Here is a 24,740-nt window from a genome sequence, read left to right on the forward strand (position 1 = left end):
TATTTCCTACTACAAGCACTACATTATTACTGCGCCATAGACCCTCGCGTCCCAGCTTTTGGCCCGTGACAGCGCAATCAATGCCAAAGGAGTGAGCAGTGATGGTCGATACACCTAAAAACGGTCCCTGGAACACCCCGCTCGGTGACATCAACGACGACGTCGTGCATGCGATCCTCGAACTGGTCAGCGATGGCGTCTGGGACTGGAATGCCAACACCGGCCTGGTCTACCGCAGCCCCGGCTGGTACGAAATGCTCGGCTACTCCCCTAATACCCTGCCAAACACCGTCTTCACCTGGGAGAGCGTGATTCATCCCGACGACTACCCGCAGGTGATGGCGCATTTCGATGACCACCTGAACGAACGCACCCTGGGCTATCACGCCGAGTACCGTTGCCGGACACGCAGCGGCCACTACATTCTGATCGAAGACCGCGGCTATGTGATCGCCCGCAACCCCGATGGCTCGGTCGCCCGGATGATCGGTGCTCACCGCAGTCTCGAGGACCAACGGCGCCTGCTCGAACAACTGCAAGTGCGCACCCAATCCTTCGAGGCCATTGTCGCCGAGCGGACGGCCGAGTTGTCCCGGGTCAATCGGCAGTTGCAGGCCCAACTCGAGGAAAATCGCCGCCTGGCCGAAAGCGATTCGCTGACCGGGGTCGCCAATCGGTATCGCCTGGAAAAGATCCTCTCCGGTGAGTGTCAGCGCGCCGGGCGCTTTCGTCAGGCGCTGTCGCTGATTGCCATGGATATCGATGACTTCAAACGCATCAATGACCAACACGGACATCAAGGCGGCGACGCCGTGCTGGTCGAGGTGGCGCAGACGCTTCAGGACTGCCTGCGCGACAGCGATCTGCTGGCGCGCTGGGGCGGCGACGAGTTCATGATTGTGCTACCCGACAGCCCGATGGTCGTCGCCATGCACCTGGCGCAGAAGATGCGCGAGAGCCTACGGCAATGCAGACCTCTGGGCCTGAGTTCGCTGACGGTGAGTTTTGGCGTGGTGGAACGTTGCGCCGACGAGCCCATGGAGGGATTGATGGGCCGGGCCGATCAGGCCCTGTATCGCGCCAAGGGCGCCGGCAAGAATGTGATTTCCAACTGAAGCGGTATTCACCCGGGCCATGACCAGGTATCGCCAGCTTTAATCGCGCGCAACAGAAAACCCCGCCGAAGCGGGGTTTTCTTTTGACCATTCCAACGTCCTGTCGGCTGCCGTCCTGGCGATGGTCGATCATCCCTGATCCTGTGCACATCCTTGCGCAGCAGTGATGGGGTTAGATTAAGGCCGCCACTCAAACGCTCATAGAGGCGATTGCAGGCACGCCGTGTAAGCCTTTCGCCATTACCTTGGTTTTTTCCGGCTGCAACACCTCGCACACGCCCTTCACAATCATTTCGACCTCCTGCTCATCCAGGATCAGCGGCGGCAACAGGCGGATGATCTTGCCCCGGGTCACATTGATCAGCAAACCCTGGTCCCGGGCCGCGATCAGGGCCAGGTCGCGCACCGGTTGGTGGAGCTCGATACCGATCATCAAGCCTTGCCCGCGTATCGCCATGACCTGCGGGCAGTCGCTCAATTCCGCCCGTAGCCGTGCCAGCAAGCGCCCGCCCTGCTCCCGGGCATTGGCGAGCAGGCCCTGCTCCTCGATGATGTCGAGCACGGTGCAGCCGGCCCGACAGGCCAGCGGGTTACCGCCAAAGGTGCTGCCATGGCTGCCCGGGGTGAACAGTTCGGCCGCCTTGCCCCGCGCCAGGCAGGCCCCAATGGGAATACCATTGCCCAAGCCCTTGGCCAGGGTCATCACGTCCGGGACAATGCCCTCATGCTGGAACGCGAACCACTGGCCAGTGCGGCCGATGCCGGTCTGGATTTCGTCGAGCATCAGCAACCAGGAACGCCGCTTGCAAAGGTCCCGCACGGCTTTCAGGTAGCCCGGTGGCGGCAGTTGCACACCGCTTTCACCCTGGATCGGCTCCATCAATACCGCGCAGATCCGCTGACCGTGACTGCGGGCGATGCTGTGCAGCAGCGCCAGGTCGCCGTACGGCACCTTGATGAAGTCCCCCGGCAGCTCATGAAAGCCCAACCGCACCGCCGGGCCATCGCTGGCGGACAAGGTGCCCAGGGTGCGCCCATGAAAAGCGTTCTCCATGACCACCACCAAGGGTTTCTCAATACCTTTGTGCCAGGCATGCAGCCGCGCCAGCTTCAGTGCCGTTTCATTGGCCTCGGCGCCGGAGTTGTTGAAGAAGGCCCGATCCATGCCCGACAGCTGGGTCAAACGCTCGGCCAGCCGCTGCTGCCAGTCGATGCTATAGAGGTTGGAGGTGTGCAACAGCAGGCCGGCCTGCTCACAGATGGCACTCACCAGGCGCGGATGGGAATGACCGACATTGGTTACCGCCACGCCGGCCACCGCATCCAGGTACTCGCGCCCTTCGCGGTCCCACAACCGAGTACCCAGTCCCTTGACGAAACCCAGTTCCAGCGGTTGATAGGTGGTCATCAGGCTAGCGGCGGTCATGGCATCGTGCTCCAAGCATCGTGGTGGTTTTTGCAGTATCGTTAACCACCTGAGTTGGATAAACACCGACCTGGTTTAAACATTTTAAAGCTGGGCTTGATAATGGACCTTTTCCAGGCAATGTCGGTATACGTGAAGGTGGTAGAGAGCGGCAGCATGACCGCTGCCGCACAGGCGTGCGAAATGTCCACGACCATGGTCGGCAATCACTTACGGGCGCTGGAACAACGGCTCGGTGTCAGCCTGCTCAAGCGCACCACGCGCCGCCAGCGCCTGACCGAGTTTGGCGTGACTTACTATCAGCGTTGCCTTGAAGTGCTGGGGCTGGTGGCCGACTCCGAGCGTCTGGCCGAGCAGGCCCTCGGCGACCCCAGCGGCACCCTGCGGATCACCGCGCCCCTGACCTTCGGCTCGGAAAGCCTGGCACCGGCCTTGAGTGGCTTCTCGCGGCTTTATCCACAGATCAAACTGGATGTGGTGCTGAGCAACGGTCGGATGGATCTGATCGAGAATGGTTTCGATGTCGCGATTCGCCTGGGTAATAACGAACCGTCGAACCTGATTGCCCGACCGCTGGAGGATTACACGCTGACGATCTGCGCATCGCCCGAGTACCTCGAACGCCATGGCACACCACAGGTGCCGGCGGATCTGAGCCATCATCATTGCCTGGCCTTCGCCTATCCCGCCGGGGATGACTGGCGCTCGGCGGAAAAACTCTGGAGCCTGACCGGGCCGAAGGGGGAAATCCTGGTCCCGGTGAGCGGGCCGATGACGATCAACAGTTCCGCCGGACTGTATCAGGCCGCGCTGACCGGCATGGGCATCGTGATGCTGCCCGACGCGCTGCTGCATGACGACCTGCGGAACGGGCGGCTGGTGCCGATCCTGCAGACTTACAAGCTACCCTCCCGCCCGATGAACCTGATGTACGCCCAGGACCGTTACCGGCTACCCAAGCTGCGCTGTTTCGTCGAATTTGCGCTGCGGCAATGGGGCAAACGTTGACGAAATCGGGAATGCCTGGCGCAACAAACAGTCAGACCTCCTATCACATCCCGCGACACAAACCTGCGAGCGCCCATGTTCGAACACATCGACTTCAACTATCTGCTCGCCAACTACGGCTATCTGGCGGTATTCATCGGCTGTCTGCTGGAAGGGGAAACCATCCTGATCCTGGGCGGAGTGGCGGCCCACCAGCAGGTCCTGCACCTGTCACAGGTGATCTTCTGGGCCTGCCTCGGCGGAATGCTGGGAGACCAGGCGCTGTTCTGGACCGGGCGTTATTTCGGCGCCCGCCTGCTACCGCGCCTGCACCGTCAGCAAGCAGCCATAGAACGGGTGACGGGATTGATTCACCGTCACCCCCTGACCTCGATCTTTGCCGTGCGCTTCCTCTATGGCATGCGCCTGGTGGGCCCGATGGTGATCGGTGCCAGCCGGCTGTCACCACTGCGTTTCAGCCTGATGAATCTGCTCGGGGCGCTGGTCTGGGCCACGCTGTTTGCCAGCGCCGGCTACTGGGCCGGACAGTTTCTCGAAAGCCTGCTCGGCGACCTCAAACCCTATCGACTGCCCATCGCGGTCGGTGTGCTGATCATCGCCGGGGGGATCGCCCTGGCGCGACATCTGCGGGCCAAGGCGAAGGCACGTCACAAGGCTTGAGCCGGGTTCAGACCCGGAACCGCCCGACCATCCCCTGCAGCGAGTTCGCCAGCCGCGACAATTCATGGCTGGCGGCGCTGGTCTGATCGGCCCCGGTCGCCGAACGTAGCGACAGGTCGCGAATATTCACCAGGTTACGGTCGACTTCCCTGGCAACCTGGGCCTGCTCTTCCGCCGCGCTGGCAATCACCAGGTTGCGCTCGTGGATTTCATGCACCGAGGCCGTAATGGTCAACAGCGCCTCGCCCGCGCGTTCGGCCAGCGCCAGGGTGCTGGCGGCACGGGCGGTGCTGGCGTGCATGGACTCCAGGGCCAGGGTCGAACCGCTGCGCATGCCGGAAACCATCTGTTCGATCTCCTGGGTCGACTGCTGCGTGCGATGGGCCAGGGCCCGCACCTCATCGGCCACCACGGCAAAGCCGCGGCCGCTCTCACCGGCACGGGCCGCTTCGATGGCGGCATTGAGCGCCAGCAGATTGGTCTGCTCGGCAATGGCCCGGATCACTTCCAGCACCTTGCCGATGCCCTGCGATTGATCGGCCAGCGAACGCACCAGTTCTCCGGTGCGCTCGACATCCCCGGACAGGGCGCTGATCGCGCCAACGGTTTCACTCACCCGTTCCTGGCCGAGCCGGGCCGACTCGCTGGATTGACGTGTGGCATCGGAAGTGGACACGGCATTGCGGGCCACCTCTTCCACTGCCGTGGTCATTTCGTTGACCGCCGTGGCCGCCTGTTCGATTTCGTGGTTCTGCTGTTGCAGGCCCTCGTTGCTGCTCAGGGTGACCGTATTCAGATCGTCCGCCGCCGTGGCCAGCGTGGTCGCCGAACCGCTGATGCCCTGCAAGGTGTCGCGCAAGGTCTGCTGCATGGTGGCCAGGGCTTCGAGCAAGTGACTCACCTCATCGTTACCACGGCTCTCGATGTGTTGAGTCAGGTCACCACGCGCCACATGCTGCGCCGCACTCAGGGCCTGCCCCAGGGGCTTGACGATACTGCGCGTCAGCAGCATCGCCAGGCCCACGGTGGCCAGGGCCGCCAGGACAATAAACAGGATCACGATCATCCGCGAGTTGCTGTAATGCTCTTCGGACTTCTGGCTCTCGGCCGCCACCTGCTTGCTAAAGAGATCGGCCAGGTCGCTCAGTTGCTTGCCGGAACCGTCCACCACGGTCTTCATGTCCACCAGCAGCAGCTTGATCAGTTCGTCGCGCCGCCCCTGCTCGGCCAGGGTGAAGGATTGGGCAATACCGGCACGGTAAGCGGTGAAGGTTGTCTTGAACTGGTCATACAACACTCTGGCCTCGGGGGTGGTGACCAGTTTGTCGTAAGCGGCGATCCGCTCGCTCAACTCCTTGTCGCGCACGTCCATCTGACCGCGGTATACCGAGATGTTCTTCGGGTCCTGGTCCAGGGCCATGCGCAGGGAGATGGTACGGATGCGCAACATGATCTCGCGGATCTCGTCACCCCCGCGAATGCTCGGCAGCCATTGGGTTTCCACCGCCAGCTCGCCGTCGCGAATGTTCGACATCTGGCCCAGGGCGAACACCCCGAGCCAGGCCACCAATACGGCGATCAAGGCGAAACCCAGCGCCGCGCGAGGCGCGATATTCAGTTGACGAAGAAACATGATGACCGCCTTTTTTGTTATGGCTTCAGGTCAGCGACCCTCGGCGCGTAGCTCCAGAGTTGGCAGTCTATCGGCACGTTGTATGACAACTTGAATAATTGCCCGATAACCGACATCGCGTGGTGGGCGTCAATGGAAAAAAAACCCCGCGCTTCTTCCGAAGGCGGGGCTTTTTCAACAGCGGTTGAACTCAGCGCGCGTAAGTCAGCAACAACTCGCTCGGCACCTTGAAGTCCAGGGACATCATCACGCTCAGGGCGGTGATGGTGAAGATCGAGAACACGAACAGCTTGCGTGCCCAGACCGTGTCATCCACTGCCTTGTAACCGGTCCAGGCCATGTACAACCAGTACATGCCCATGGCCGCGGCCACGGCAAGGTAGCTCATGCCGGCATAACCACTGAACGTCAACATCAACGTCGCGCCGAGGAAAGCCAGGATGTAGAGCAGGATGTGCTTCTTGGCCACCAGGATCCCGCGCTTCACCGGCAACACCGGAATCGATGCGGCCAGGTAATCGTTGAAGCGGAAGATCGCGATCGCGTAGGAATGCGGCATCTGCCACAAGCTGAACATCACCAGCAGTGTCAGGGCAGCCATGTCGAAGCTGTTACTCACCGCCACGTAGCCGATCACCGGTGGCATCGCCCCCGACAGACTGCCGATCAGCGTGCCATGGACCGACTTGCGCTTGAAGTACAGGCTGTAGAAGCCGACGTAGATGACAAAGCCGATCACCGCGAACAGCGCCGCCAATGGGTTGGCGACGCGGTACAGCAAGGCCACGCCAGCGATCCCGAGGATGCTCGCATAGACCAGGGCCAGTTTCAGGGATATCAGGCCCTGGACCAGCACCCGGTTCTTGGTGCGTTCCATCTTCAGGTCGATGTCACGGTCGATGCAGTTGTTGAACACGCAACCGGACGCCACCACCAGCGAAGTGCCGATCATGGCCGCCAGGAAGATGGCCAGATCGACATGCCCCTTGGAGGCCAGGAAGAAGCCACCCGCCACAGAAAGCACGTTACCGAAAATGATCCCCGGTTTGGTGATTTGGATAAAGTGCTTGAGCGACATCGGGTCTACCTCACTTCGCCATCATGACGGTGTGGATGCTGAACATGATCCACAGCGACAGGCCCACCAGCAGGACAATGACCAGCGCCGCGAAGATAAACGCAACCACGTTGTTACGTTGCGCCGCGGAACGGTCCAGGTGCAGGAAGTACACCAGGTGCACCAGCACCTGGATTACCGCGAAGATCAGGACGATCCACAGGGTGGCAGCCTTCGGCAGCGACGGGTACATCACCAGGCCGAACGGAATGATCGTCAGGATGATCGACAGGACAAAGCCGACCATGTAGGACTTCACGCTGCCGTGGTTGGCATCACTGGAATGGTGTGCATTAGCCATTTACAGAGTCCCCATCAGGTAAACAACGGTGAATACGCAGATCCACACGACGTCCAGGAAGTGCCAGAACAGGCTCAGGCAGCTCAGACGGGTGGTGTTGCTTGGCGTCAGGCCGTTTTTCCAGACCTGGTACATCATCACCGCCATCCAGATCAGACCGCTGGTGACGTGCAGACCGTGGGTCCCGACCAGGGTGAAGAACCCGGAAAGGAAGCCGCTGCGGTTAGGACCGTAGCCTTCTTCGATCAGCTTGTGGAACTCGTTGAGTTCCATGCCGATGAAGCCCAGGCCGAACAGGAAGGTGATCGCCAACCAGAACAGGACCTGACTTTTCTTACCCTTGAACACCGCCAGCATGGCGAAGCCATAGGTGATCGAACTGAGCAACAGGCAGGCGGTTTCACCCAGCACGTAGGGCAGTTCGAAGATGTCGTGGCCCGACGGGCCACCCGCTACGTTGTTAACCAGTACCGCGTACGCTGCGAAGATCGACGCAAACAGGATGCAGTCGGTCATCAGGTAGAGCCAGAAACCGAAGACGGTTATCTCGCTCGAATCGTGGTGATGGTCATCGTGCCCATGGTCATGACCATGGGCGTGTCCAGCATTGGTCACTAAGTTCGACATGGTTTAAGCCTGTTCCAGCGAAGATTCAACACGGGTGGCAGGAGTCACTTTCGCTGCCGCCAGCACCTTGTGCTGCTCGGCTTCGATACGCTCGATAACGTCCACTGGCACCATGTAACCCTGATCATCACGCGCGATATGGATGATGAAATAGATCACGGTACCGGCCAGGCCAGCGATGGCCATCCACCAGATGTGCCAGATCATCGCGAAGCCGAACACGGTCAGCAAAGCCCCCATGATCACGCCGGTCGCGGTGTTGTTTGGCATGTGGATCGGCTGGTAGCGCTTGGGCACCGAGTAAGCCGTACCGTTTTCCTTGGCTTCGGTGAACGCGTCCACCTCGTCGGCTTTCGGCAGCTCGGCGAAGTTGTAGAACGGTGGCGGCGAAGAGGTCGACCATTCCAGGGTATGGCCGTTCCATGGGTCGCCGGTCACGTCCAGGTTCTGCTTGCGATCACGCACGCTGACATAGATCTGGATCAACTGACAGGCAATACCCACGGCGATCAGTATCGCGCCGTAGAAAGCCACGTGCAGATAAGGCGTCCAGTCCGGGTTGGTGGTGGAGTTCAGGCGACGGGTCATACCCATGAAGCCCAAGGCGTACAGCGGCATGAACGCAACGAAGAAGCCCGAGATCCAGAACCAGAATGCGGCCTTGCCCCAACCGTCGTGCAGTTTGAAGCCGAATGCTTTCGGGAACCAGAAGCTGAAACCGGCAATGTAGCCGAACACGGCGCCGCCGATGATCACGTTATGGAAGTGGGCGATCACGAACAGGCTGTTGTGCAGCACGAAGTCGGCACCCGGGATGGCCAGCAGGACGCCGGTCATGCCACCGATGGCGAAGGTAACCATGAAGCCCAGGGTCCACATCACCTGACTGGTAAAACGCAGGCGGCCCTGATAAATGGTGAACAGCCAGTTGAACAGCTTCACCCCGGTCGGAATCGAGATCAACATGGTCGCCAGGCCGAAGAAGGCGTTGACGTTGGCACCCGAACCCATGGTGAAGAAGTGGTGCAGCCAAACCATGAAGCCCAGCACCGAGATCGCGCCACTGGCGTAGATCATCGAGTGGTGGCCGAACAGTTTCTTGCCGGAGAAAGTCGAGATGACTTCGGAGAAGACCCCGAACGCCGGCAGGATCAGGATGTACACCTCGGGGTGACCCCAGGCCCAGAACAGGTTGACGTACATCATCGGATTTCCACCCAGCTCATTGGTGAAAATGTGGAAATCCATGTAGCGGTCAAGTGTCAGCAACGCGAGTGTAGCGGTCAGGATAGGGAACGAGGCCACGATCAACACGTTGGCCCAGGTGCAGGTCCAGGTGAAGATCGGCATGTCCATCATCTTCATGCCAGGGGTACGCATTTTCAGCACGGTGGCCAGGAAGTTGACGCCTGTTAGCGTTGTCCCCAGTCCGGATAGCTGCAGCGCCCAAATGTAGTAGTCCACACCCACGCCCGGGCTGTAACCCAGTTCCGACAGCGGCGGATAGGCAACCCAACCGGTCCGTGCGAACTCGCCGACACCGAGGGATACGTTCACCAGCACGACACCAGAAACCAACAGCCAGAAGCTCAGGGAGTTAAGGAACGGATAGGCGACGTCGCGAGCACCGATCTGCAGCGGCACGACGACGTTCATCAGGCCGGTGAAGAATGGCATCGCCATGAAGATGATCATGATCACACCGTGGGCGGTGAAGATCTGGTCATAGTGTTCGGGCGGCAGGTAGCCCGGCGAACCCTCGGTGGCCATGGCCAGCTGGGAACGCATCATGATGGCATCGGCAAAACCGCGCAGCAGCATGATCATGGCGACGACGATGTACATCACGCCGATTTTCTTGTGGTCGACCGAAGTCAACCACTCGGTCCAGAGATAGGTCCACTTCTTGAAGTAGGTAATACCCGCAACGACCGCCAGACCACCGAGCGCGATCATGGCAATGGTCACCATGACGATCGGCTCGTGGAACGGGACCGCTTCCCAACTTAATTTACCAAACATCGTTTACTCCTCTGCCCCGGCAGCTGAATGCGAACTCATGTCCATTCCTTCCGATGCGGCGACTTCTTTCTTCTCGTGCTCGACCGGCTTGCCTGGTTTCATACCTTCGTACTTGTCGACGATGGTCTGGAACAGGTTCGGCGTAACGGCGGAATAAAGTTCGACCGGATTGTTCTGGCTCGGCTTGGAAAGGGCTGCGTATTCAGCTTGTTCAAGCTGTTTAGGTGCCTTCTTGACCTCAGCTACCCAGGCATCGAAATCCGCCTGGCTGGTTGCGGTCGCTTTGAATTTCATGCCGGTGAAGCCGGCGCCGCTGTAGTTGGCGGAAATCCCTTCGTACTCATGATTCTCGTTGGAGATCAGGTGCAGCTTGGTCTGCATGCCGGCCATCGCGTAGATCTGGCCGCCCAGGCCCGGGATGAAGAACGAGTTCATCACAGTGTCGGAGGTGATCTTGAAGTTCACCGGCGTATTGGCCGGGAAGACCAGCTTGTTGACGGTGGCGATACCCTGTTCCGGGTAGATGAACAGCCACTTCCAGTCCATCGCGACCACTTCGACGTTGATCGGCTTGACGTTGGATTCCAGCGGACGATAAGGGTCCAGCGCGTGGGTCGACTTGTAGGTGACGATGCCCAGGAACAGGATAATGATTGCCGGAACGGCCCAGACCACGATTTCGATCTTGGTCGAGTGGTTCCATTTCGGCGCGTAGGTGGCGTTTTTGTTCGACGCGCGGTATTTCCAGGCGAAGGCAAAGGTCATCAGGATGACCGGCACCACGACCAACAGCATCAGCAGCGTAGCGGTGATGATCAGGTTACGTTCGTCCAGGCCCACTTGACCCTTCGGATCGAGCAAGGTCATGTTGCACCCTCCCAGCAACAGCGTGCCGAGCAGTGGCAATAAGCCTAAGAATCTGGGATACCTTGTTTTACTCATCTCACGACCTCTAAAGCAGCTTGCGCAATGCAGTTGGGTTTCGATAGCCAACACTTCACCCTGCCAAGGGTTGGCAATTTTTTTCCGATTGAATAAGGGCCTGTCCGTCGCACCAATCGTTTGATTGACACCTCTGGAACGAGCGTGAGTTCTTATTCTATTTCGTGGGTCATAGGCCTTGTTACAGACCAATTCCATTTGGTGCGGATACTTGAAAAGATTGCCGGCAGCAGGGGCGCATAACGCCCTTCGACCGCCCTATTGCGCTCAGGCAGAGCGGCGCCGGACATTCAGTGCGGCGATTGTAGTTAGGTCGCGTTTTATAAACCACGTCTCATCCTGAAATATTTTTTATCAAATCGAGCAACAATCATTAACAATTTTCGCAACGATCCTTGATCGTATCGCGTCTCATTCTCCATAAAAAGCCATGATCCTGTCTTTTATCGGACAGCTGATCCGCTCCGGAATCCTCTTCCAGGATCTTATGAAAGAGGCTCTGGCCCAAGTATGACGGGCGATCGAGCGGGCATCCGGGGGCGCCTGAGGGCCTGCCGCGCGCGGTCGAAACGCAGGGCGGGGCGGGGAACTTTTTCGAGAACGACTGTCAACCAGAAGATGACATCCCGGTCAGAAACCACGAGTGCGACCGCATCGACGTGACAATATGTCGCACTTTTTTAGCTCCATTTCTTGTCCGCCATCAAGGCGCGATTTGCGCGGTTGGCGAACACAAAAACGCCCCGACCTTATTGAAGGATCGGGGCGTTTTCGCAAGGGTAAACGCGGGGAGTCAGCGGCCTTTGCGGCGATTACGGTAGATACCCACTGGCACCAGCAGCACCGTCAGTACGAAGGCCAGCAGCGCCCATTGCGCCAGGGACAGGCCCAGCATCGGCGGATACGGTGTTTCGCAGAAACCCTCGACCTGGAAGCCCAGCGGAAAGATCGATGCCAGGGGCAGGCCATCGACGATCGGCTGCAGCACATCGAGGCCGCAGCTCACTGCCGGGTTGGCCTGGATATAGACGTGCCGACCCGCCGCAATGACGCCGCCGACGGCACTGAGCCACACCAGCACTTCCAGCACCGTGAGGCTGCGCGTGGTCCTCATGGCCGCGCCGACAAAGGCGAAGAGCGCAATGAACAGCAAGGCGTAGCGCTGCAGGATACACAACGGGCAAGGCATTTCACCGAGCACCACCTGCATGTACAAAGCACCGCCGATCAAGGCGAGGCAGATCACCCCGAGCAGGACCAGGAAGCGCTTTTCCCGTCCCAGCCGCATCATTTCGTCAGTCATCCTGTTTCCCTTAGACTCGTTGTTGGATCGGCCGGAACGCCGCGTACAGTGCTGCGACATCGAACCGAGGTTGTATCCGATAGGCCCATCGCTCGCAATCCGGCCGTTTCAACCCGGAGGATATTTCAGCCCCGCAAGTCTACACGCTGACCACGACCGTTGAGCGTATTGAACACACCACGCCAGTGTCCGCGGGAGTATGGGTGAACCACCACAGGATCGCCGACAATGATCGGCGAATTAACGACAAGCCGATTAAAGCGGGATTAACGCTCCAGGGATTTCCGTGATGCCATGATCCCGACAGCCGTGGCGAATGCGCCCGCCACGGCTGCAGGGTGGATTACTCCAGGACCGCGGCCGGGCCGAAGAACTCATAACGACTCTGCTGCTCCGGCACGCCCAGGGCTTTCAAGTGACGCTTGACCGCGCCCATGAACCCCTTGGGCCCGAGGAAATAGGCATCCAGGTCACGCTCCAGCGGCAACCACTCGCCCAACTGCGCCTGGCTCAACAACCCGACCGTGTCCGCCGGCGGACTCACGCCGTCATCCTCGTCATAGCAATAGAAGCGCTTGAGCTGTGGATGACGCGCGGCCAGGCCATCGACCCAGTCACGGAAAGCATGCACCTGGCCATTGCGGGCACAATGGATGAAATGCACCGGCCGCTCGCTCGCCAAGGCCATTTCGAGCATTGGCAAGGTCGGCGTGATACCGACTCCACCACTGATCAATACCAGTGGCTTGTCGCTGGCCGCCAGGGTGAACTCACCTGCTGGCGGGAACAGCTCCAGGGTCGCGCCGATGGCCAATTGGTCATGCAGGTAGTTCGACACTCGCCCGCCCACCTCACGTTTGACACTGATCCGATACTGCCCATCCTTCGCCAGCGCCGAGAGCGAGTAATTGCGCCGCACTTCTTCACCGTCGATGACCAGCTTCAGGCCGATGTACTGTCCAGGTATGAACGCCAGGATCGGTTGGCCGTCCACCGGTTCGAAGTAGAACGAAGTGATTTCCTGGCTTTCCTCGACCTTGGCCACGACCTTGAATTCGCGCGCGCCACGCCAGCCGCCGGGCGCCAGGGCTTTCTCGTCGTAGATCGCCGCTTCGGCACCGATCAGGATATCGGCCAACTGATTGTAGGCCGCGCCCCAGGCACTCATCACCTCAGGCGTGGCGATCTCTTCGCCGAGCACTTCGTGGATGGCCCGCAGCAGGCAACTGCCGACGATCGGGTAATGCTCCGGGAGGATCTGCAACGCAACGTGCTTGTTGATGATCTTGGCTACCAGGTCGCCCAACTGGTCGAGCTGGTCGATATGCCGGGCGTACATCAATACGCCGTTGGCCAGGGCCCGGGGCTGGTCGCCGCTGGACTGGTGGGCCTGGTTGAATAGTGGGCGCACCTCCGGGTACTCGGACAACATCATCCGATAGAAGTGAGTGATCAGTGCCTCCCCGCCGCTTTCCAGCAGTGGAACAGTCGATTTGACGATGGCACGGTCTTGAACGCTAAGCATGGGTCAACTCCTGGGTTTGAGGCTTCAGCTGAATCAACCTTTACCAGTCACACTTCATGCCACAATAAAAAACGTTATAAATCATATAGTTGAAATAAAATTAGTCAAAAAGACCAAAGCCACTTTATAGTCATCCTGACACCATAGGAGTCAATATGACTGCAAAGCTCCTGCTGACAACCCTGCTGCCGCTGGTATCGGATCTCTCACGGGAACTGCCCGAAAGCGAACGCTATCGGCGCCTGCTCGAGGCCATGCGCGCCTTGCTACCCTGTGATGCCGCCGCGCTGCTGCGCCTGGACGGCGAATGGCTGGTACCGCTGGCCGTCGACGGCCTGAGCACCGATACCCTCGGGCGACGCTTCAAGGTCAGCGAACATCCGCGCTTCCAGATCCTGCTCGGCAGCCACGGGCCGACCCGCTTCGACAGCGACACCGATCTGCCGGACCCTTACGACGGCCTGGTGGATGGTTTGAGCGGTCTCTTGAAAGTCCATGACTGCCTGGGCTGCCCGCTGTTTATCGACGAACGCCCCTGGGGCCTGCTGACGCTCGACGCCCTTGACCCGGAGTGCTTCGAACAGATCGAGCTCGATGCCCTGCAAGCCTTCGCCAGCCTGGCCGCAGCCACGGTCAATGCCGCCGAGCGCATCGAGCGCCTGGCCTCGCGCGCCGAGGACGAACACCAGCGCGCCGAGCTCTATCGCCAGGCCAACGGCACGCAGAATCGCGAAATGATTGGCCAAAGCAAAGTCCACAAGCGCCTGCTGGAAGAGATTGATCTGGTCGGTGGCAGCGACCTGACGGTGCTGATCACCGGGGAAACCGGAGTGGGCAAGGAACTGGTGGCCCAGGCGATCCATGCCGCCTCGCCGCGCGCGGAAAAGCCCATCATCAGCCTCAACTGTGCCGCCCTGCCGGATACCCTGGTGGAAAGCGAACTGTTCGGTCACGTGCGCGGCGCCTTCACCGGCGCGGTGAGCGATCGCCGCGGCAAGTTCGAACTGGCCAATGGCGGCACGCTGTTTCTCGATGAGGTCGGCGAGCTGTCGCTGACCGTCCAGGCCAAATTGCTGCGAGTGCTACAAAGCGGTCAACTACAGCGGCTGGGCTCGGACCGCGAGCATCAGGTAGATGTGCGGCTGATCGCCGCAACCAACCGCGACCTGGCGGAGGAGGTGCGTAGCCGGCGCTATCGAGCCGACTTCTACCATCGCCTGAGTGTCTATCCGCTACAGGTGCCGGCACTGCGTGAACGCGGTCGCGATGTGTTGCTATTAAGCGGCTTTTTCCTTGAGCAGAACCGCTCCCGCATGGGTCTGGGTAGTTTGCGCCTGAGCCCGGACGCCCAGGCGGCGCTGCTGGCGTACAACTGGCCGGGTAACGTGCGCGAGCTGGAACACCTGATCGGGCGCAGCGCCTTGAAAGCCTTGGGCAATTGCCGCGAGCGGCCGAAAATCCTCAGTCTGAGCGCCGCCGACCTCGACCTGCCGACAGCCGCGGCACAGTCCCCGGTCGCGCCAGGCATCGCTGCGCCGCCCCTCGAGAGCGGGGTCGATCTGCGCCAGGCCACGGAAAACTACCAGCGGCAACTGATCAGCAACTGCCTGGAAAAACACCAGCACAACTGGGCCAGCGCCGCCCGGGAGCTGGGTCTGGACCGGGCGAACCTTGGACGGATGGCCAAGCGCCTGGGCTTGAAGTGACAAAATGAAGCTCAAGCGGACAGCGCTTCTCTGTGGGAGCGGAGCTCCCACAAGATATTCAACTAAAGCCCGCCCCTCTCGGGTCGATAACCCATCTATCGGTAGCCGTTCGGGGTTAATCTGTTCCGGACCACCTTTTCCACAGAAGGTTTTTATGTCTTCCAACAAAGCCCGCGCAGACTCGCTGTCACTTCTGCTTTTTACCTTGCGCAGCGGCAAGCTGATGGCGATCAACCTGCTGAAAGTCAGTGAAATCATCCCCTGCCCGCCGCTGACCAAGCTGCCGGACTCCCACCCCCACGTCAAAGGCATCGCCACCCTGCGCGGCGCGTCGCTGTCGGTGATCGACCTGAGCCGCGCCATCGGCGAACAGCCCCTGGTGGACCCGGACGGCGGTTGCCTGATCGTCACCGACGTCAGCCGTTCCAAACAGGGCCTGCATGTCCAGGCGGTGAGCAAGATCGTCCATTGCCTGACCACCGATATCCGCCCTCCGCCCTACGGCTCCGGCGGCCCCAAGGCTTTTATCACCGGGGTGACCCAGGTCGACGGGAAGCTGGTGCAGGTGCTGGATATCGAAAAAGTCATCCACTGCATCGCACCGGCGCAAATCGAAGTCGCGCCGACCGAGTTGAGCATGGAAGAAGCGGAAATCCTCGGTCATGCACGCATCCTGGTGGTCGACGACAGCCAGGTGGCCCTGCAGCAGTCGGTGCACACCCTGCGCAACCTTGGCCTGACCTGCCACACCGCGCGCAGCGCCAAGGACGCCATCGGTTGCCTGTTGGACCTGCAAGGTACCGCCGATCAGATCAACGTGGTGGTCTCGGACATCGAGATGTCTGAAATGGACGGCTACGCCTTCACCCGCACAGTGCGCGAAACCCCGGATTTCCAGGACCTCTACATCCTCTTGCACACCTCGCTGGACAGCGCCATGAACAGTGAGAAGGCGCGGCTGGCCGGGGCCAATGCGGTACTGACCAAGTTTTCCTCACCGGAACTGACCAAGTGCCTGATCCAGGCGGCCAGGACCGTCGCGGCCCAAGGGATCTGAAATGCCGGACCGTCACTGCCAGTTGCTGCGCAAGGACCTCGACGACTTGCTGGATATCCCCCAATGGCCGGTGGGCATCCGCGTGGGCGTGTTGCGCGCGGACCTGATGGGACCAGTGCACGCCTTGCTGAAGCTGGGCTACAAGGATGGTGGCGGCAGTGTCGAAGAGTTCGCCGACTGGCGCCAGCGTTTCACGAAGGACGCCGAATACGATCCCTCGCTGTGCCTGATCGCCCTCGACGAGCACGGCGTGGCGGGCGTTGCCCTGTGCTGGACCAGCGCCTATATCAAGGACCTGGTGGTGCATCCGCGCCGACGCCACCAGGGCCTCGGCCTGGCCCTGCTACGCCAGGCCTTCAAGGTGTTCGCCTCCCGGGGTGAAGCCTTCGTCGACCTCAAGGTCATGGAAAACAATCTTGCCGCCAGGCGCTTATACGAACGCGTCGGCATGCGCTTTATCGAGCGCTATGAAGTCAGCCCGGCTCAGGCATAATCGCCCTTTGCCCGCCGCCCTTGAAGGAGACCCGTCATGAAAACCTTCACCCTGCTCTTCATCAGCCTCGTCGCCCTGGCCAGCCAGGCCCAGGCTGCCAGCCCCGATGCCTGGGCGAGCTACAACAAGGCCGTGGTTGCCAGTTGCACCAAGGCCAGCAAACTGAAAAACGTCAAGCCCGTGGGCAACCCGGCGCAGTTTGACGACAAGATCGGTTACACCGCGCTGCTGCTGCACGGTCGCTATCCGCAGGCGCACATGAAAAACCAGGCGGGTACGGAGCTGTGCCTGTACAACAAGAAGAGCAAGACGGCCGCCATCACCGAGTGGGACTCGGTCATGCCTGCCCGCAGCAACTGAGTGGCTGGCGCATAACTTGCTTTGAGCAAAGCTCGCACGGCGAAACAAAACGGAATTACGTCACCGTCCCTGCCCTTGTCTTTCGGTCGGCCCACTCATGAATACCCATTTTTCCTGCGTCGGTTGTGGCAACTGCTGCACCGATCACCATGTGCCCCTGACACTGGCCGAAGCCCGGCAATGGGCGGCCGACGGCGGCCAGGTGATCATCCTGGTCGAGGCGTTTCTAGCGGATGGCCCGGGCCAGCCGGAACAGCAACGCGATCACCTGCTGCGCCGCTCCTGGGGTGTGCCCAGCGGCCACATCGAAGCCCGCGTCGCCATCACCTTTGCCGCCTACAACGTCGGTCCCTGCCGGAATCTTGACGAAAACCTGCTCTGCCGGATCTATCAACGGCGACCGCTGGTGTGCCGGATCTATCCGATGGAAATCAATCCACATATTCCGTTGCGCCCCGAGACCAAGGGTTGTCCGCCAGAGGCCTGGCAGGATACGCAACCGCTGTTGATCGTTGGTGGGCAGTTGCAGGACCCGGAACTGGCACGACTGATCGAGGCCTCGCGCCAGGCCGATCGCGACGATATCCAGGCCAAGGAAGTGATCTGCGCGCGACTGGGGATTCATACCGCAGCGCTCAAGGGCGATGGTTTCACCGCCTACCTGCCGCAGATGCCGGCCTTCGCCGAGACGATTGACCAGGTACAACAGCTGACCCACTGGCCGGCACCGAACGAGTGGAGCTTTCATGTCTCCAGCCCGGCCATCGCCGAGCAACTGCGGGCGGCGGGCGCGCGAGTGGTCAGCGAAGCGGCGAGCACCTATGCCTTTATCGCCTTGCAGGCGAGCTAAGCGTGTGTGTGGAAGCAGAGCTTGCTCGCGAAGGGGCCCTCAAGGACGCCAAAAGCTCCGCTCCCACACACTCTGCTCCCAAACAAGCTCTGCTCCCACAGAGTCCCGTGGCGTTGGCAGGATCGTGTTCAGCAACGCTTGCGCCAGAACTCCTGGGCCAATGAACGCAGGTCGTCCGCCAGCCCCGCCACATCCCCCGAGTTGAGATGACTCTGCCGGCCGACATCGACCAGCGCCTCGCAGGCCCTGCGGATGCTGACGATATTGCGGTTGATGTCCTCGCTGACGGTGCTCTGTTGCTCCACCGCCGCCGCGATCTGCTGGCTCATCTGGGTGATCCGGCTGACCCGCTGACTGATCCCGGTCAACGCATCGGCCGCCTGCTGGACCTGCTGCACACTGTCCTCGGCCTGCTGGCTGCTGTGCTGCATCACCTCTACCGCATTGCGCGCGCCGTCCTGCAGGTTGCTGATCATCCGCTGGATTTCGTTGGTCGATTGTTGTGTACGTTGGGCCAAGCCACGTACCTCATCGGCCACCACCGCGAACCCCCGGCCCTGTTCCCCGGCGCGGGCCGCTTCGATGGCGGCATTGAGCGCCAGCAAGTTGGTCTGGTCGGCAATGGCGCGGATCACCTCCAGTACCGTGGAGATCTCGGTGCTGTGATTTTCCAGGTGCAGGATGACCTCGGTGGCACGCGCCAGTTCATCGGCCAGGCGCAACACCGCGCTGCGACTTTCCCCCACCAGATGATGACCTTCACAGGTTTCCCTGCCCACCTGCTCGGCCGCTTCGGACGCCTGCTGGGCATTGCTGGCGACCTGGGCGACGCTGGCGCTCATCTGATGAATGGCCGCCGCCACCTGGTCGGTTTCGGCTTGTTGATCCAGGGTGCTGCCATGACTGCTTTGAATATCCCGGGCCAGCGCCTGGGCATGTCCGGACAGACGCTGCGAAGCATCGCCGATACGCCCCAGCACCGCACCCACCTGGGCCTCCAGCATGTCCAGGGCAAAGCCGATCTGGCCGAACTCGTCGGTCCGGCCGGTGTAGATCGCCTGGCTCAAGGGGTTGTCGGCAATCTCCCGGGCGCGCGCCGTCAGTTGGGCAAACGGGCGCAGGGTCCAGTGGCTCAGCGCGCCAACCAGCACGCTGGCCAGGGCCCAAAGCCCCAGGTCGACCACCAGCGGCTGGCCGGAAGAACCGTGCCCCAGTGCCAGGACAACGGCAAACACGGCACTGCAAAGCACCCAGAGTCGGGTTTGCAGACGCAGGGTCGGCAGTCGCCGACGCCAGGGCAAACGCCCACTGCGCAACCAGCCGTACCAGCGCTCGGCGGCCTCGATCTGCCCAGCACCGGGGCGGGTCCGTACCGACTGGTATTCCACGGTCCGGCCGTCGCGGGTCACCGGCGTGGCGTAGGCACTGACCCAGTAGTGATCGCCATTCTTGCAGCGATTTTTCACCAATCCCATCCACGAGCGTCCAGCCTTGAGGGTCTGCCACATATGCGCGAACGCCTCGCCGGGCATGTCCGGGTGGCGCAACAGATTATGCGGCGAGCCCAGCAACTCCTCGCGGCTGTAACCGCTGATCTTGATGAAGTCGGAATTGGCGTAGGTGATCGAACTCCCCAGATTGGTGGTCGAAAGGATGTTGGCATCAAAGGCGACGTCTACATTTCGCCCAGTAATCGGGAGATTGATCTTCATGGAAAGCGCGCTCGGAGAGTGAAAGGAGTCGGCAGGGCGTCGACTCTAAGCGCACGGAAAAGCAAAATACTGATCCAGCTCAGGGTATTGGCATTTAGCCATGATCCTGATGGATCGGCGACGATCGATTCTGTTGGCGCCAGCTTGCTGGCGATGAGGTCCTTGAGCCCTGCATTGCTCATCAGGACGCCTTCGCGGGCAAGCTCCGCTCCCACAAGGTTTGTGCAGGGCGCTAATAGTGTGGCCAACGTCCAGCGGTGTTGGCCGAGGGCGACTCAGCGCTTGCCCATGGACCGACGCGTGCCGTTGGGCGCGCGGCCCGGTCTCTCGTGATGGCCGTCCTTGCCGCCTTTCTGGTACCAGGTCTGGCCGGTCTTTTTCGCCGCGGCGAACTCAGCGGGGTTGAACGGAAAGCTGAAGGCCGGGACCGCGGGCTTTTCGCCGACCGCAAGCTCGGCCTCGACCACGGGCTCTTCACCCGGGTTGGCGGAAACGGACGGTTGTTCAGGGGAAGTCATGGAAGCTCCGAAAAGGCAGGACGGATCTGGTCGAACCGAAAGATCGCAGTATACCTGTGAGCGCCCTGCGCCGCCGCGCCAACGGTCATTTATAGAACAAATCGACCACCACCCCGGCCGAGAACGGCCCGGCCTTGGGCCGGTCACTGTTCCATACCAGCTCGGCGTCGAACCGGGCCATGGCCGCGCGGGTTTCACCCAACAGCTCGGCCAGGTGAAAGGAGCGGTTGTAGGGAATCCCCTGGCCGCTATCCACCCGGACAATCCGGATGCCCACGCCATCATTGCCCTGGGGAATCAGCAAGTCCCCGGAGACACTGCCCGACACCGGTTTCAACCGTGCGTCCAGGCTGAACGCGGTGTCACAGGTTCGGCTGGTGTGCAAGGCGAATGGACGACGCGCGGCCACCTGGCCCATGACCACTCGCTCAATGGCGACCCGACCGAAGTCGACGGTCTCGGGAATCACCTGCAATTGAGCATCACAGGCCACGAAACGCAGGCCCGAGAGGTTGTTGATCACATAATTGAGCGAGCGTCCGCCCACGCTCACGCCAGCGCCCCCGTCCAGTTGGAACAAGCGATAATCCTGCAGATTGCTCGCCACTCCCGAAGGCGGCGTCGGCCCGAACTTTTCGATAAACACCGAGAAGGCCAGGTTGAAGCTCAAGGGCGGGCAGGTCCCTTCCTGGCACCCGGGAATCCGCCGCCCAGTGGCGATTCGGCCGCTGCTCTGGCGATAGTCGACACCTTCATGGGTCAAGCCGGCACGGATACCCTGGCCGATCACCTGGCCGGCCGGGTTGAGGTAGATGAACACGTCCTCGTCGCCACCCCGTGGGTTGTCCCGGGCGCAATCGAGCGCCAGGTTGAGCGGCTCCGAGCGCCAGATCACGCTGCCGCTGGGGGATGCGGCCGGTATCGCGACCGTGCTGCCCAGGTCAGCGTTGACGAGCGTCGCGCCGCTGCCCTGCAAGGTACAGGTCAGGGCAAACACACTGCTCGGACTCAAGAGTCCGAGCCACAGCAACGGGCGCAGCCAGGCACGGCAAGCAAACTTAGTCATGGGATGAAACCTTCTGTTCGGAATGGGCGCTGTCGGCACTCAGTGACGCGTTGAACGGCGCACCGAAGACCAGCCTGGCGTAGTAGGCGCGCTGGCCGCCGTAGTCGGTCAGCGCCTTGAACTGCAAGTGTTGCGCCGGGGAGCGGGCAAGGATCAGTTCCCGGCGTTCTCCCGGCGGGACCAGCAAATCGTCCCCCGGACGCTGGGGCGCGCCCTGGCGCGGGTCCGCCTCGATTTGAATATTCAGCAGGGCGGCATGGAACACCGTCGGGTTCTCCACCCGCAGCCGAAGCACCCCACTGTCGTCGCGCACCAGCGTCCAGTTCAGGCGCTGCGGGGTGGCCGCCGGATCCCCTGGCAGCCCCGGCGGACGAAACAGCACATTGATCCGCTGGCGGATCGCGATGTTCAACAGCCCGTCGCCCGGACGCGTGCGCGGAATTTCCAGTACATACAGGTGCAGCAGCGACTCACGTCCCGACGGCATGCCCAGCCCCTCATACATCAGACGCAGGACCTGCCGACTCTCCGGCGCCAGCCGCGACAGCGGCGGCGTCAGCACAAAGGGCAGGTTCGCCGACGACTCCGGTCCCGCGTTCGCATCGCTCAGCCAAGCCTGCAGCAGAACCTCCTCGGTGCCACGGTTGCGCGCTTCGATGCTTACTTCGCGAAAACGCCCATCGAACACCAGCCGTGTTCCGCTGAGAGACACTGCGGCCTGGAGCGGGCCCGACAGCAGGCCCAGCAGCAATACCATCAGGTTCAGGACCTTCACTGGCACACCCCGCGAACCCGCTCATAGGTCCGTTGCGGGTCCCTGGGGGGCAGCTTGAACGCAAACTGGCAGCGCCGATCCGACCAACTGACGGTCAAGACGCCTTGCTCCTGCTCACTGAGCACCAGCGCGCGACTGCTCGGGTCGACCACCGCCAATGCCCGGCCGGCGGCGTCCTGGACACTCGCGCCAAGGGGAAGCGGACTGCCATCGGCCTGGCTCAGTTCGAACTGCACCCGCCGCCCGGCACTGGCCTTGAAGCGCGTCAAGACCACCGCGCCACGCCGTGGCACCACCTGGGCAATGGCGTTGTCCACCTCGACATCGGCACCAAGTTCGCGGGTATCGAGGCTGATCCAATTGGCCCGGTAGGGTTGCGCATAAGGCACCACGGCGTAGCCGTTGGCAGCGGTTTCGACACCGCTGAAATTATTGAAGCGAGCACCACTGACACCGGGCACCTGCGCCAACACAAAGGTATCGCCCAGCGACTGGCCGAGGTTGACGCCACCGCCATGAGCCACCAGCGAGCCCCGGGCCCCGAGGTTCCAGCTGTTGAAATCGCGGCCATGGCTGTAGCCGGCCTCGAAACGCCCCATCGACGTGGTGCTGTTCAAGCTCGCCGAACCGGCACCGGCGCCGCTCCCGTCGTTGCCGGCCAATACCGAATAGAAGGTGTCGCGGCTCTCCGTCAGCCGACCGCTCACGCCAGCCAGGGCGCTGGAACCGCCGTTACTGTCGCGCACCCCGGTAAACGAGGCACGGGTGGTCCGTTCATGACTGCCGAACGGCATCGAAAGGGTCAGGGTCAATTGATGGTCGGTACCGGCCTGGCCGTTGATATCCATCACTTCAGCGCGGTCCAGCGACAGGCTGTAGTTGAGGTCGCGCCAGTAGCCGCCATAGGTCAGGTTGTACTGTCGGGAGGTGCCGGGCAGGTCCCAGAAGCGTTGTTCCAGGACCGAAACGCTCAAGGTCCCGGTGCCCAGCGGTTGGCTGAGGTTGAGATCCAGGCGGTCCCTGGCCCGCCCCGGCAGGATCAAGCCGGGCTGGCTGCGCTCCTGCACGTGCTGGTCGAAGGTACGATATTGCTCGCTGGAATAGCGATAACCGGCAATGGCAAAAGTGGTACGCGTGGCATTCAAGGTATTGGCATAGCGCAGGCGCACGCTCTGCCCACCCAGGTCGGTCGCCAACTGACGACTGACCGAATGCGTCAGATCCGCCGAAATCGCCCCCAGCCCGGTATTGATCCCCGTCCCCAGGTTGCTGGCCTGGTAGTCCCCGGCCAGTTGCAGACCACCATAGCCGGTCAGGTGTTCGCTCAGGCCGTAGATCAGGGTAGTACTGGCAAACCCGGGAGCCTGGTAGCCACTGCTGTTGCTGTCGTACTGCCCGGCTTCGACGCTGTAGCTGAAAGTACCCTCGGGCAGCATGATCGGCAGCGACGCGAACGCCTGGGTAAAGGTGCGTCGGCGACCATCGGCCTCGATCACCGTTACCAGCAGATCGCCATTCGAGCCGCTGGGGTAGAAGTCGCGGATTTCAAACGGCCCGGGCGCCACATTGGCGCTGTACAGCAGGTAGCCGTTCTGGCGGATCTCCACCGTCGCGTTGCTCTCGGCCACACCGCGAATGGTCGGCGCATACACCCGTTCGCTATCCGCCAGCATGCCGTCGTCGCTGGCCACCTGGACCCCGCGAAAACGCACGCTGTCGAAAACCCGCGAATCGCTATAGGTTTCGCCCAGGGTCAGTTGACTCTTCCAGGCGGTCAGGTCGCGCTGGGCGAAGGTGCTGTTGCTGCTCCAACGCGACGCTTGATCATCGCCATGCAACAGCGAGGACTGGTTGCGCAGACGCCAGTCGCCCAGGTTCAAACCGTTGTTCAGCCCCAGGTAATAGCTGTCGCCGCGGACCCCACTCACCTCACGGCGGTTGCCGATAAAGCTGTAATCGATGAAGCCGCTGTTCACGCCGCGATCCCACAATTGTGGCGAGATATAGCCACGGGCGCTGCGGCGCAAGGCGATCTGCGGCACGCTGATGTTCAGTTGCAGGCTATTGGGTTGGTAGTCGACGCTGGCCAGGTCCAGGCGGCGCCAATCGAAGCACTGTGCGGGCGACCCACCCTCGGTCAACACGCCCAGGCTGCGCAGGCGCTCCAGGTCCAGCCCGAGTTCGTCGAGCAGCGGCAGTGTCAGGCACGGCTCGACCTGGCCGGTCGCGGCGTTGCGGACAAATAACAGGTCGCGACGCGCGCTGAGATTGCGATTGAGGTAGATGTCCACCCGGTAAGTACCCGGCAGGACGCTGTTGCCTTCCAGGAAGGCCTTCAGGTCCACCGACTGTTCGCCGCCATGAATGAAAGCAGTATTGAAGCGCGGTCCCTGCCCGCCCTGCTCTCCCGAAGACTCGGAAAATGCGGCGCTCGGTGCAAGCAGCGCCACCCCCAATGACCATCTGAAGCCCCATGGGCCTCGTGCTTGCTCAAGCAGGGAGCGCACCAAACCGTCGGCGCGCC

At 61.5% G+C, this 24,740-nt stretch carries 22 protein-coding genes and 3 pseudogenes; 8 read left to right on the forward strand and 17 right to left on the reverse strand.

Annotated elements, in window-relative coordinates; all coding sequences use genetic code 11:
• The first annotated feature begins 101 nt into the window (after nucleotides 1-101).
• A complete protein-coding gene (locus PFEN_RS06415; protein ID WP_191486075.1) occupies nucleotides 102-1,115 on the forward strand; it encodes a sensor domain-containing diguanylate cyclase in 1,014 nt (337 codons plus the stop codon).
• A 190-nt stretch (nucleotides 1,116-1,305) separates the two neighbouring features.
• Here the strand turns inward: PFEN_RS06415 and PFEN_RS06420 are convergent, their stop codons facing one another.
• Entirely contained in the window at nucleotides 1,306-2,541 is a 1,236-nt protein-coding gene (locus PFEN_RS06420) for an acetylornithine transaminase (protein WP_191486076.1), read from the reverse strand.
• Nucleotides 2,542-2,643: 102 nt separating this feature from the next.
• Between PFEN_RS06420 and PFEN_RS06425 the strand changes: the two genes are divergently transcribed.
• Complete coding sequence (locus PFEN_RS06425) at nucleotides 2,644-3,549, forward strand: LysR family transcriptional regulator (protein ID WP_191486077.1); 906 nt, start codon at nucleotides 2,644-2,646, stop codon at nucleotides 3,547-3,549.
• A gap of 75 nt (nucleotides 3,550-3,624) precedes the next feature.
• Nucleotides 3,625-4,209 (forward strand): DedA family protein, encoded by a 585-nt coding sequence (locus PFEN_RS06430; RefSeq protein ID WP_191486078.1) that lies wholly within the window; start codon nucleotides 3,625-3,627, stop codon nucleotides 4,207-4,209.
• Nucleotides 4,210-4,216: 7 nt separating this feature from the next.
• Here the strand turns inward: PFEN_RS06430 and PFEN_RS31340 are convergent, their stop codons facing one another.
• From PFEN_RS31340 to hmpA, 9 genes and pseudogenes are all read right to left on the reverse strand, one after another.
• Nucleotides 4,217-5,080 (reverse strand): methyl-accepting chemotaxis protein, encoded by an 864-nt coding sequence (locus PFEN_RS31340; protein WP_412071405.1) that lies wholly within the window; start codon nucleotides 5,078-5,080, stop codon nucleotides 4,217-4,219.
• Nucleotides 5,072-5,842, reverse strand: a pseudogene (locus tag PFEN_RS31345) (MCP four helix bundle domain-containing protein); the annotation flags it as partial. The gene PFEN_RS31340 and the pseudogene PFEN_RS31345, both read right to left, overlap by 9 nt.
• 190 nt (nucleotides 5,843-6,032) lie before the next feature.
• Complete coding sequence (cyoE, locus tag PFEN_RS06440; protein ID WP_191486080.1) at nucleotides 6,033-6,920, reverse strand: heme o synthase; 888 nt, start codon at nucleotides 6,918-6,920, stop codon at nucleotides 6,033-6,035.
• A 10-nt stretch (nucleotides 6,921-6,930) separates the two neighbouring features.
• A complete protein-coding gene (gene cyoD / locus PFEN_RS06445) occupies nucleotides 6,931-7,260 on the reverse strand; it encodes a cytochrome o ubiquinol oxidase subunit IV (RefSeq protein WP_191486081.1) in 330 nt (109 codons plus the stop codon).
• Complete coding sequence (cyoC, locus tag PFEN_RS06450; protein ID WP_191486082.1) at nucleotides 7,261-7,887, reverse strand: cytochrome o ubiquinol oxidase subunit III; 627 nt, start codon at nucleotides 7,885-7,887, stop codon at nucleotides 7,261-7,263. It abuts the gene before it with no gap.
• A 3-nt stretch (nucleotides 7,888-7,890) separates the two neighbouring features.
• Nucleotides 7,891-9,909: a cytochrome o ubiquinol oxidase subunit I gene (gene cyoB, locus PFEN_RS06455; protein WP_191486083.1), complete on the reverse strand. Its 2,019-nt coding sequence runs from the start codon at nucleotides 9,907-9,909 to the stop codon at nucleotides 7,891-7,893.
• Between the two features lie 3 nt (nucleotides 9,910-9,912).
• Nucleotides 9,913-10,851: a ubiquinol oxidase subunit II gene (gene cyoA, locus PFEN_RS06460; RefSeq protein ID WP_191486413.1), complete on the reverse strand. Its 939-nt coding sequence runs from the start codon at nucleotides 10,849-10,851 to the stop codon at nucleotides 9,913-9,915.
• Between the two features lie 793 nt (nucleotides 10,852-11,644).
• Nucleotides 11,645-12,154: a disulfide bond formation protein B gene (locus PFEN_RS06465; RefSeq protein ID WP_191486084.1), complete on the reverse strand. Its 510-nt coding sequence runs from the start codon at nucleotides 12,152-12,154 to the stop codon at nucleotides 11,645-11,647.
• A 343-nt stretch (nucleotides 12,155-12,497) separates the two neighbouring features.
• Nucleotides 12,498-13,679, reverse strand: a complete 1,182-nt coding sequence (hmpA, locus tag PFEN_RS06470) for an NO-inducible flavohemoprotein (protein ID WP_191486085.1) — start codon at nucleotides 13,677-13,679, stop codon at nucleotides 12,498-12,500.
• 155 nt (nucleotides 13,680-13,834) lie between these two features.
• Here hmpA and norR point away from each other — a divergent pair, with 155 nt between their 5' ends.
• The 5 genes from norR (at nucleotide 13,835) to PFEN_RS06495 (ending at nucleotide 18,145) form a co-directional block, all read left to right on the forward strand.
• Entirely contained in the window at nucleotides 13,835-15,385 is a 1,551-nt protein-coding gene (gene norR, locus PFEN_RS06475; RefSeq protein WP_191486086.1) for a nitric oxide reductase transcriptional regulator NorR, read from the forward strand.
• A gap of 154 nt (nucleotides 15,386-15,539) precedes the next feature.
• A complete protein-coding gene (locus PFEN_RS06480) occupies nucleotides 15,540-16,442 on the forward strand; it encodes a chemotaxis protein CheV (protein WP_191486087.1) in 903 nt (300 codons plus the stop codon).
• 1 nt (nucleotide 16,443) lies between these two features.
• Nucleotides 16,444-16,935, forward strand: coding sequence for a GNAT family N-acetyltransferase (locus PFEN_RS06485; RefSeq protein ID WP_191486088.1), 492 nt, complete (start codon nucleotides 16,444-16,446; stop codon nucleotides 16,933-16,935).
• Between the two features lie 36 nt (nucleotides 16,936-16,971).
• Entirely contained in the window at nucleotides 16,972-17,295 is a 324-nt protein-coding gene (locus PFEN_RS06490) for a hypothetical protein (RefSeq protein WP_191486089.1), read from the forward strand.
• Between the two features lie 97 nt (nucleotides 17,296-17,392).
• Nucleotides 17,393-18,145 (forward strand): YkgJ family cysteine cluster protein, encoded by a 753-nt coding sequence (locus PFEN_RS06495; RefSeq protein WP_191486090.1) that lies wholly within the window; start codon nucleotides 17,393-17,395, stop codon nucleotides 18,143-18,145.
• A 128-nt stretch (nucleotides 18,146-18,273) separates the two neighbouring features.
• Here the strand turns inward: PFEN_RS06495 and PFEN_RS31350 are convergent.
• The 7 genes and pseudogenes from PFEN_RS31350 to PFEN_RS06525 all read right to left on the reverse strand — a co-directional run.
• Nucleotides 18,274-19,269: pseudogene (locus PFEN_RS31350) on the reverse strand (methyl-accepting chemotaxis protein); the annotation flags it as partial.
• 306 nt (nucleotides 19,270-19,575) lie between these two features.
• A pseudogene (locus PFEN_RS31355) lies at nucleotides 19,576-19,857 on the reverse strand (PAS domain-containing protein); the annotation flags it as partial.
• Nucleotides 19,854-20,039 (reverse strand): hypothetical protein, encoded by a 186-nt coding sequence (locus PFEN_RS06505; protein ID WP_191486092.1) that lies wholly within the window; start codon nucleotides 20,037-20,039, stop codon nucleotides 19,854-19,856. The gene PFEN_RS06505 and the pseudogene PFEN_RS31355, both read right to left, overlap by 4 nt.
• A gap of 93 nt (nucleotides 20,040-20,132) precedes the next feature.
• Nucleotides 20,133-20,375: a hypothetical protein gene (locus PFEN_RS06510; RefSeq protein ID WP_191486093.1), complete on the reverse strand. Its 243-nt coding sequence runs from the start codon at nucleotides 20,373-20,375 to the stop codon at nucleotides 20,133-20,135.
• Nucleotides 20,376-20,460: 85 nt separating this feature from the next.
• Nucleotides 20,461-21,441 carry a fimbrial protein gene (locus tag PFEN_RS06515; protein ID WP_191486094.1) on the reverse strand — a complete coding sequence of 327 codons (981 nt, stop codon included), beginning with the start codon at nucleotides 21,439-21,441 and terminating at the stop codon, nucleotides 20,461-20,463.
• Nucleotides 21,434-22,198 (reverse strand): molecular chaperone, encoded by a 765-nt coding sequence (locus PFEN_RS06520; RefSeq protein WP_191486414.1) that lies wholly within the window; start codon nucleotides 22,196-22,198, stop codon nucleotides 21,434-21,436. The genes PFEN_RS06515 and PFEN_RS06520 overlap by 8 nt, the downstream gene beginning before the upstream one ends.
• A gap of 14 nt (nucleotides 22,199-22,212) precedes the next feature.
• Complete coding sequence (locus tag PFEN_RS06525) at nucleotides 22,213-24,672, reverse strand: fimbria/pilus outer membrane usher protein (RefSeq protein ID WP_412071406.1); 2,460 nt, start codon at nucleotides 24,670-24,672, stop codon at nucleotides 22,213-22,215.
• Nucleotides 24,673-24,740: the final 68 nt, after the last annotated feature.

The organism is Pseudomonas sp. FEN (assembly GCF_904067045.1).
Classification (GTDB): domain Bacteria; phylum Pseudomonadota; class Gammaproteobacteria; order Pseudomonadales; family Pseudomonadaceae; genus Aquipseudomonas.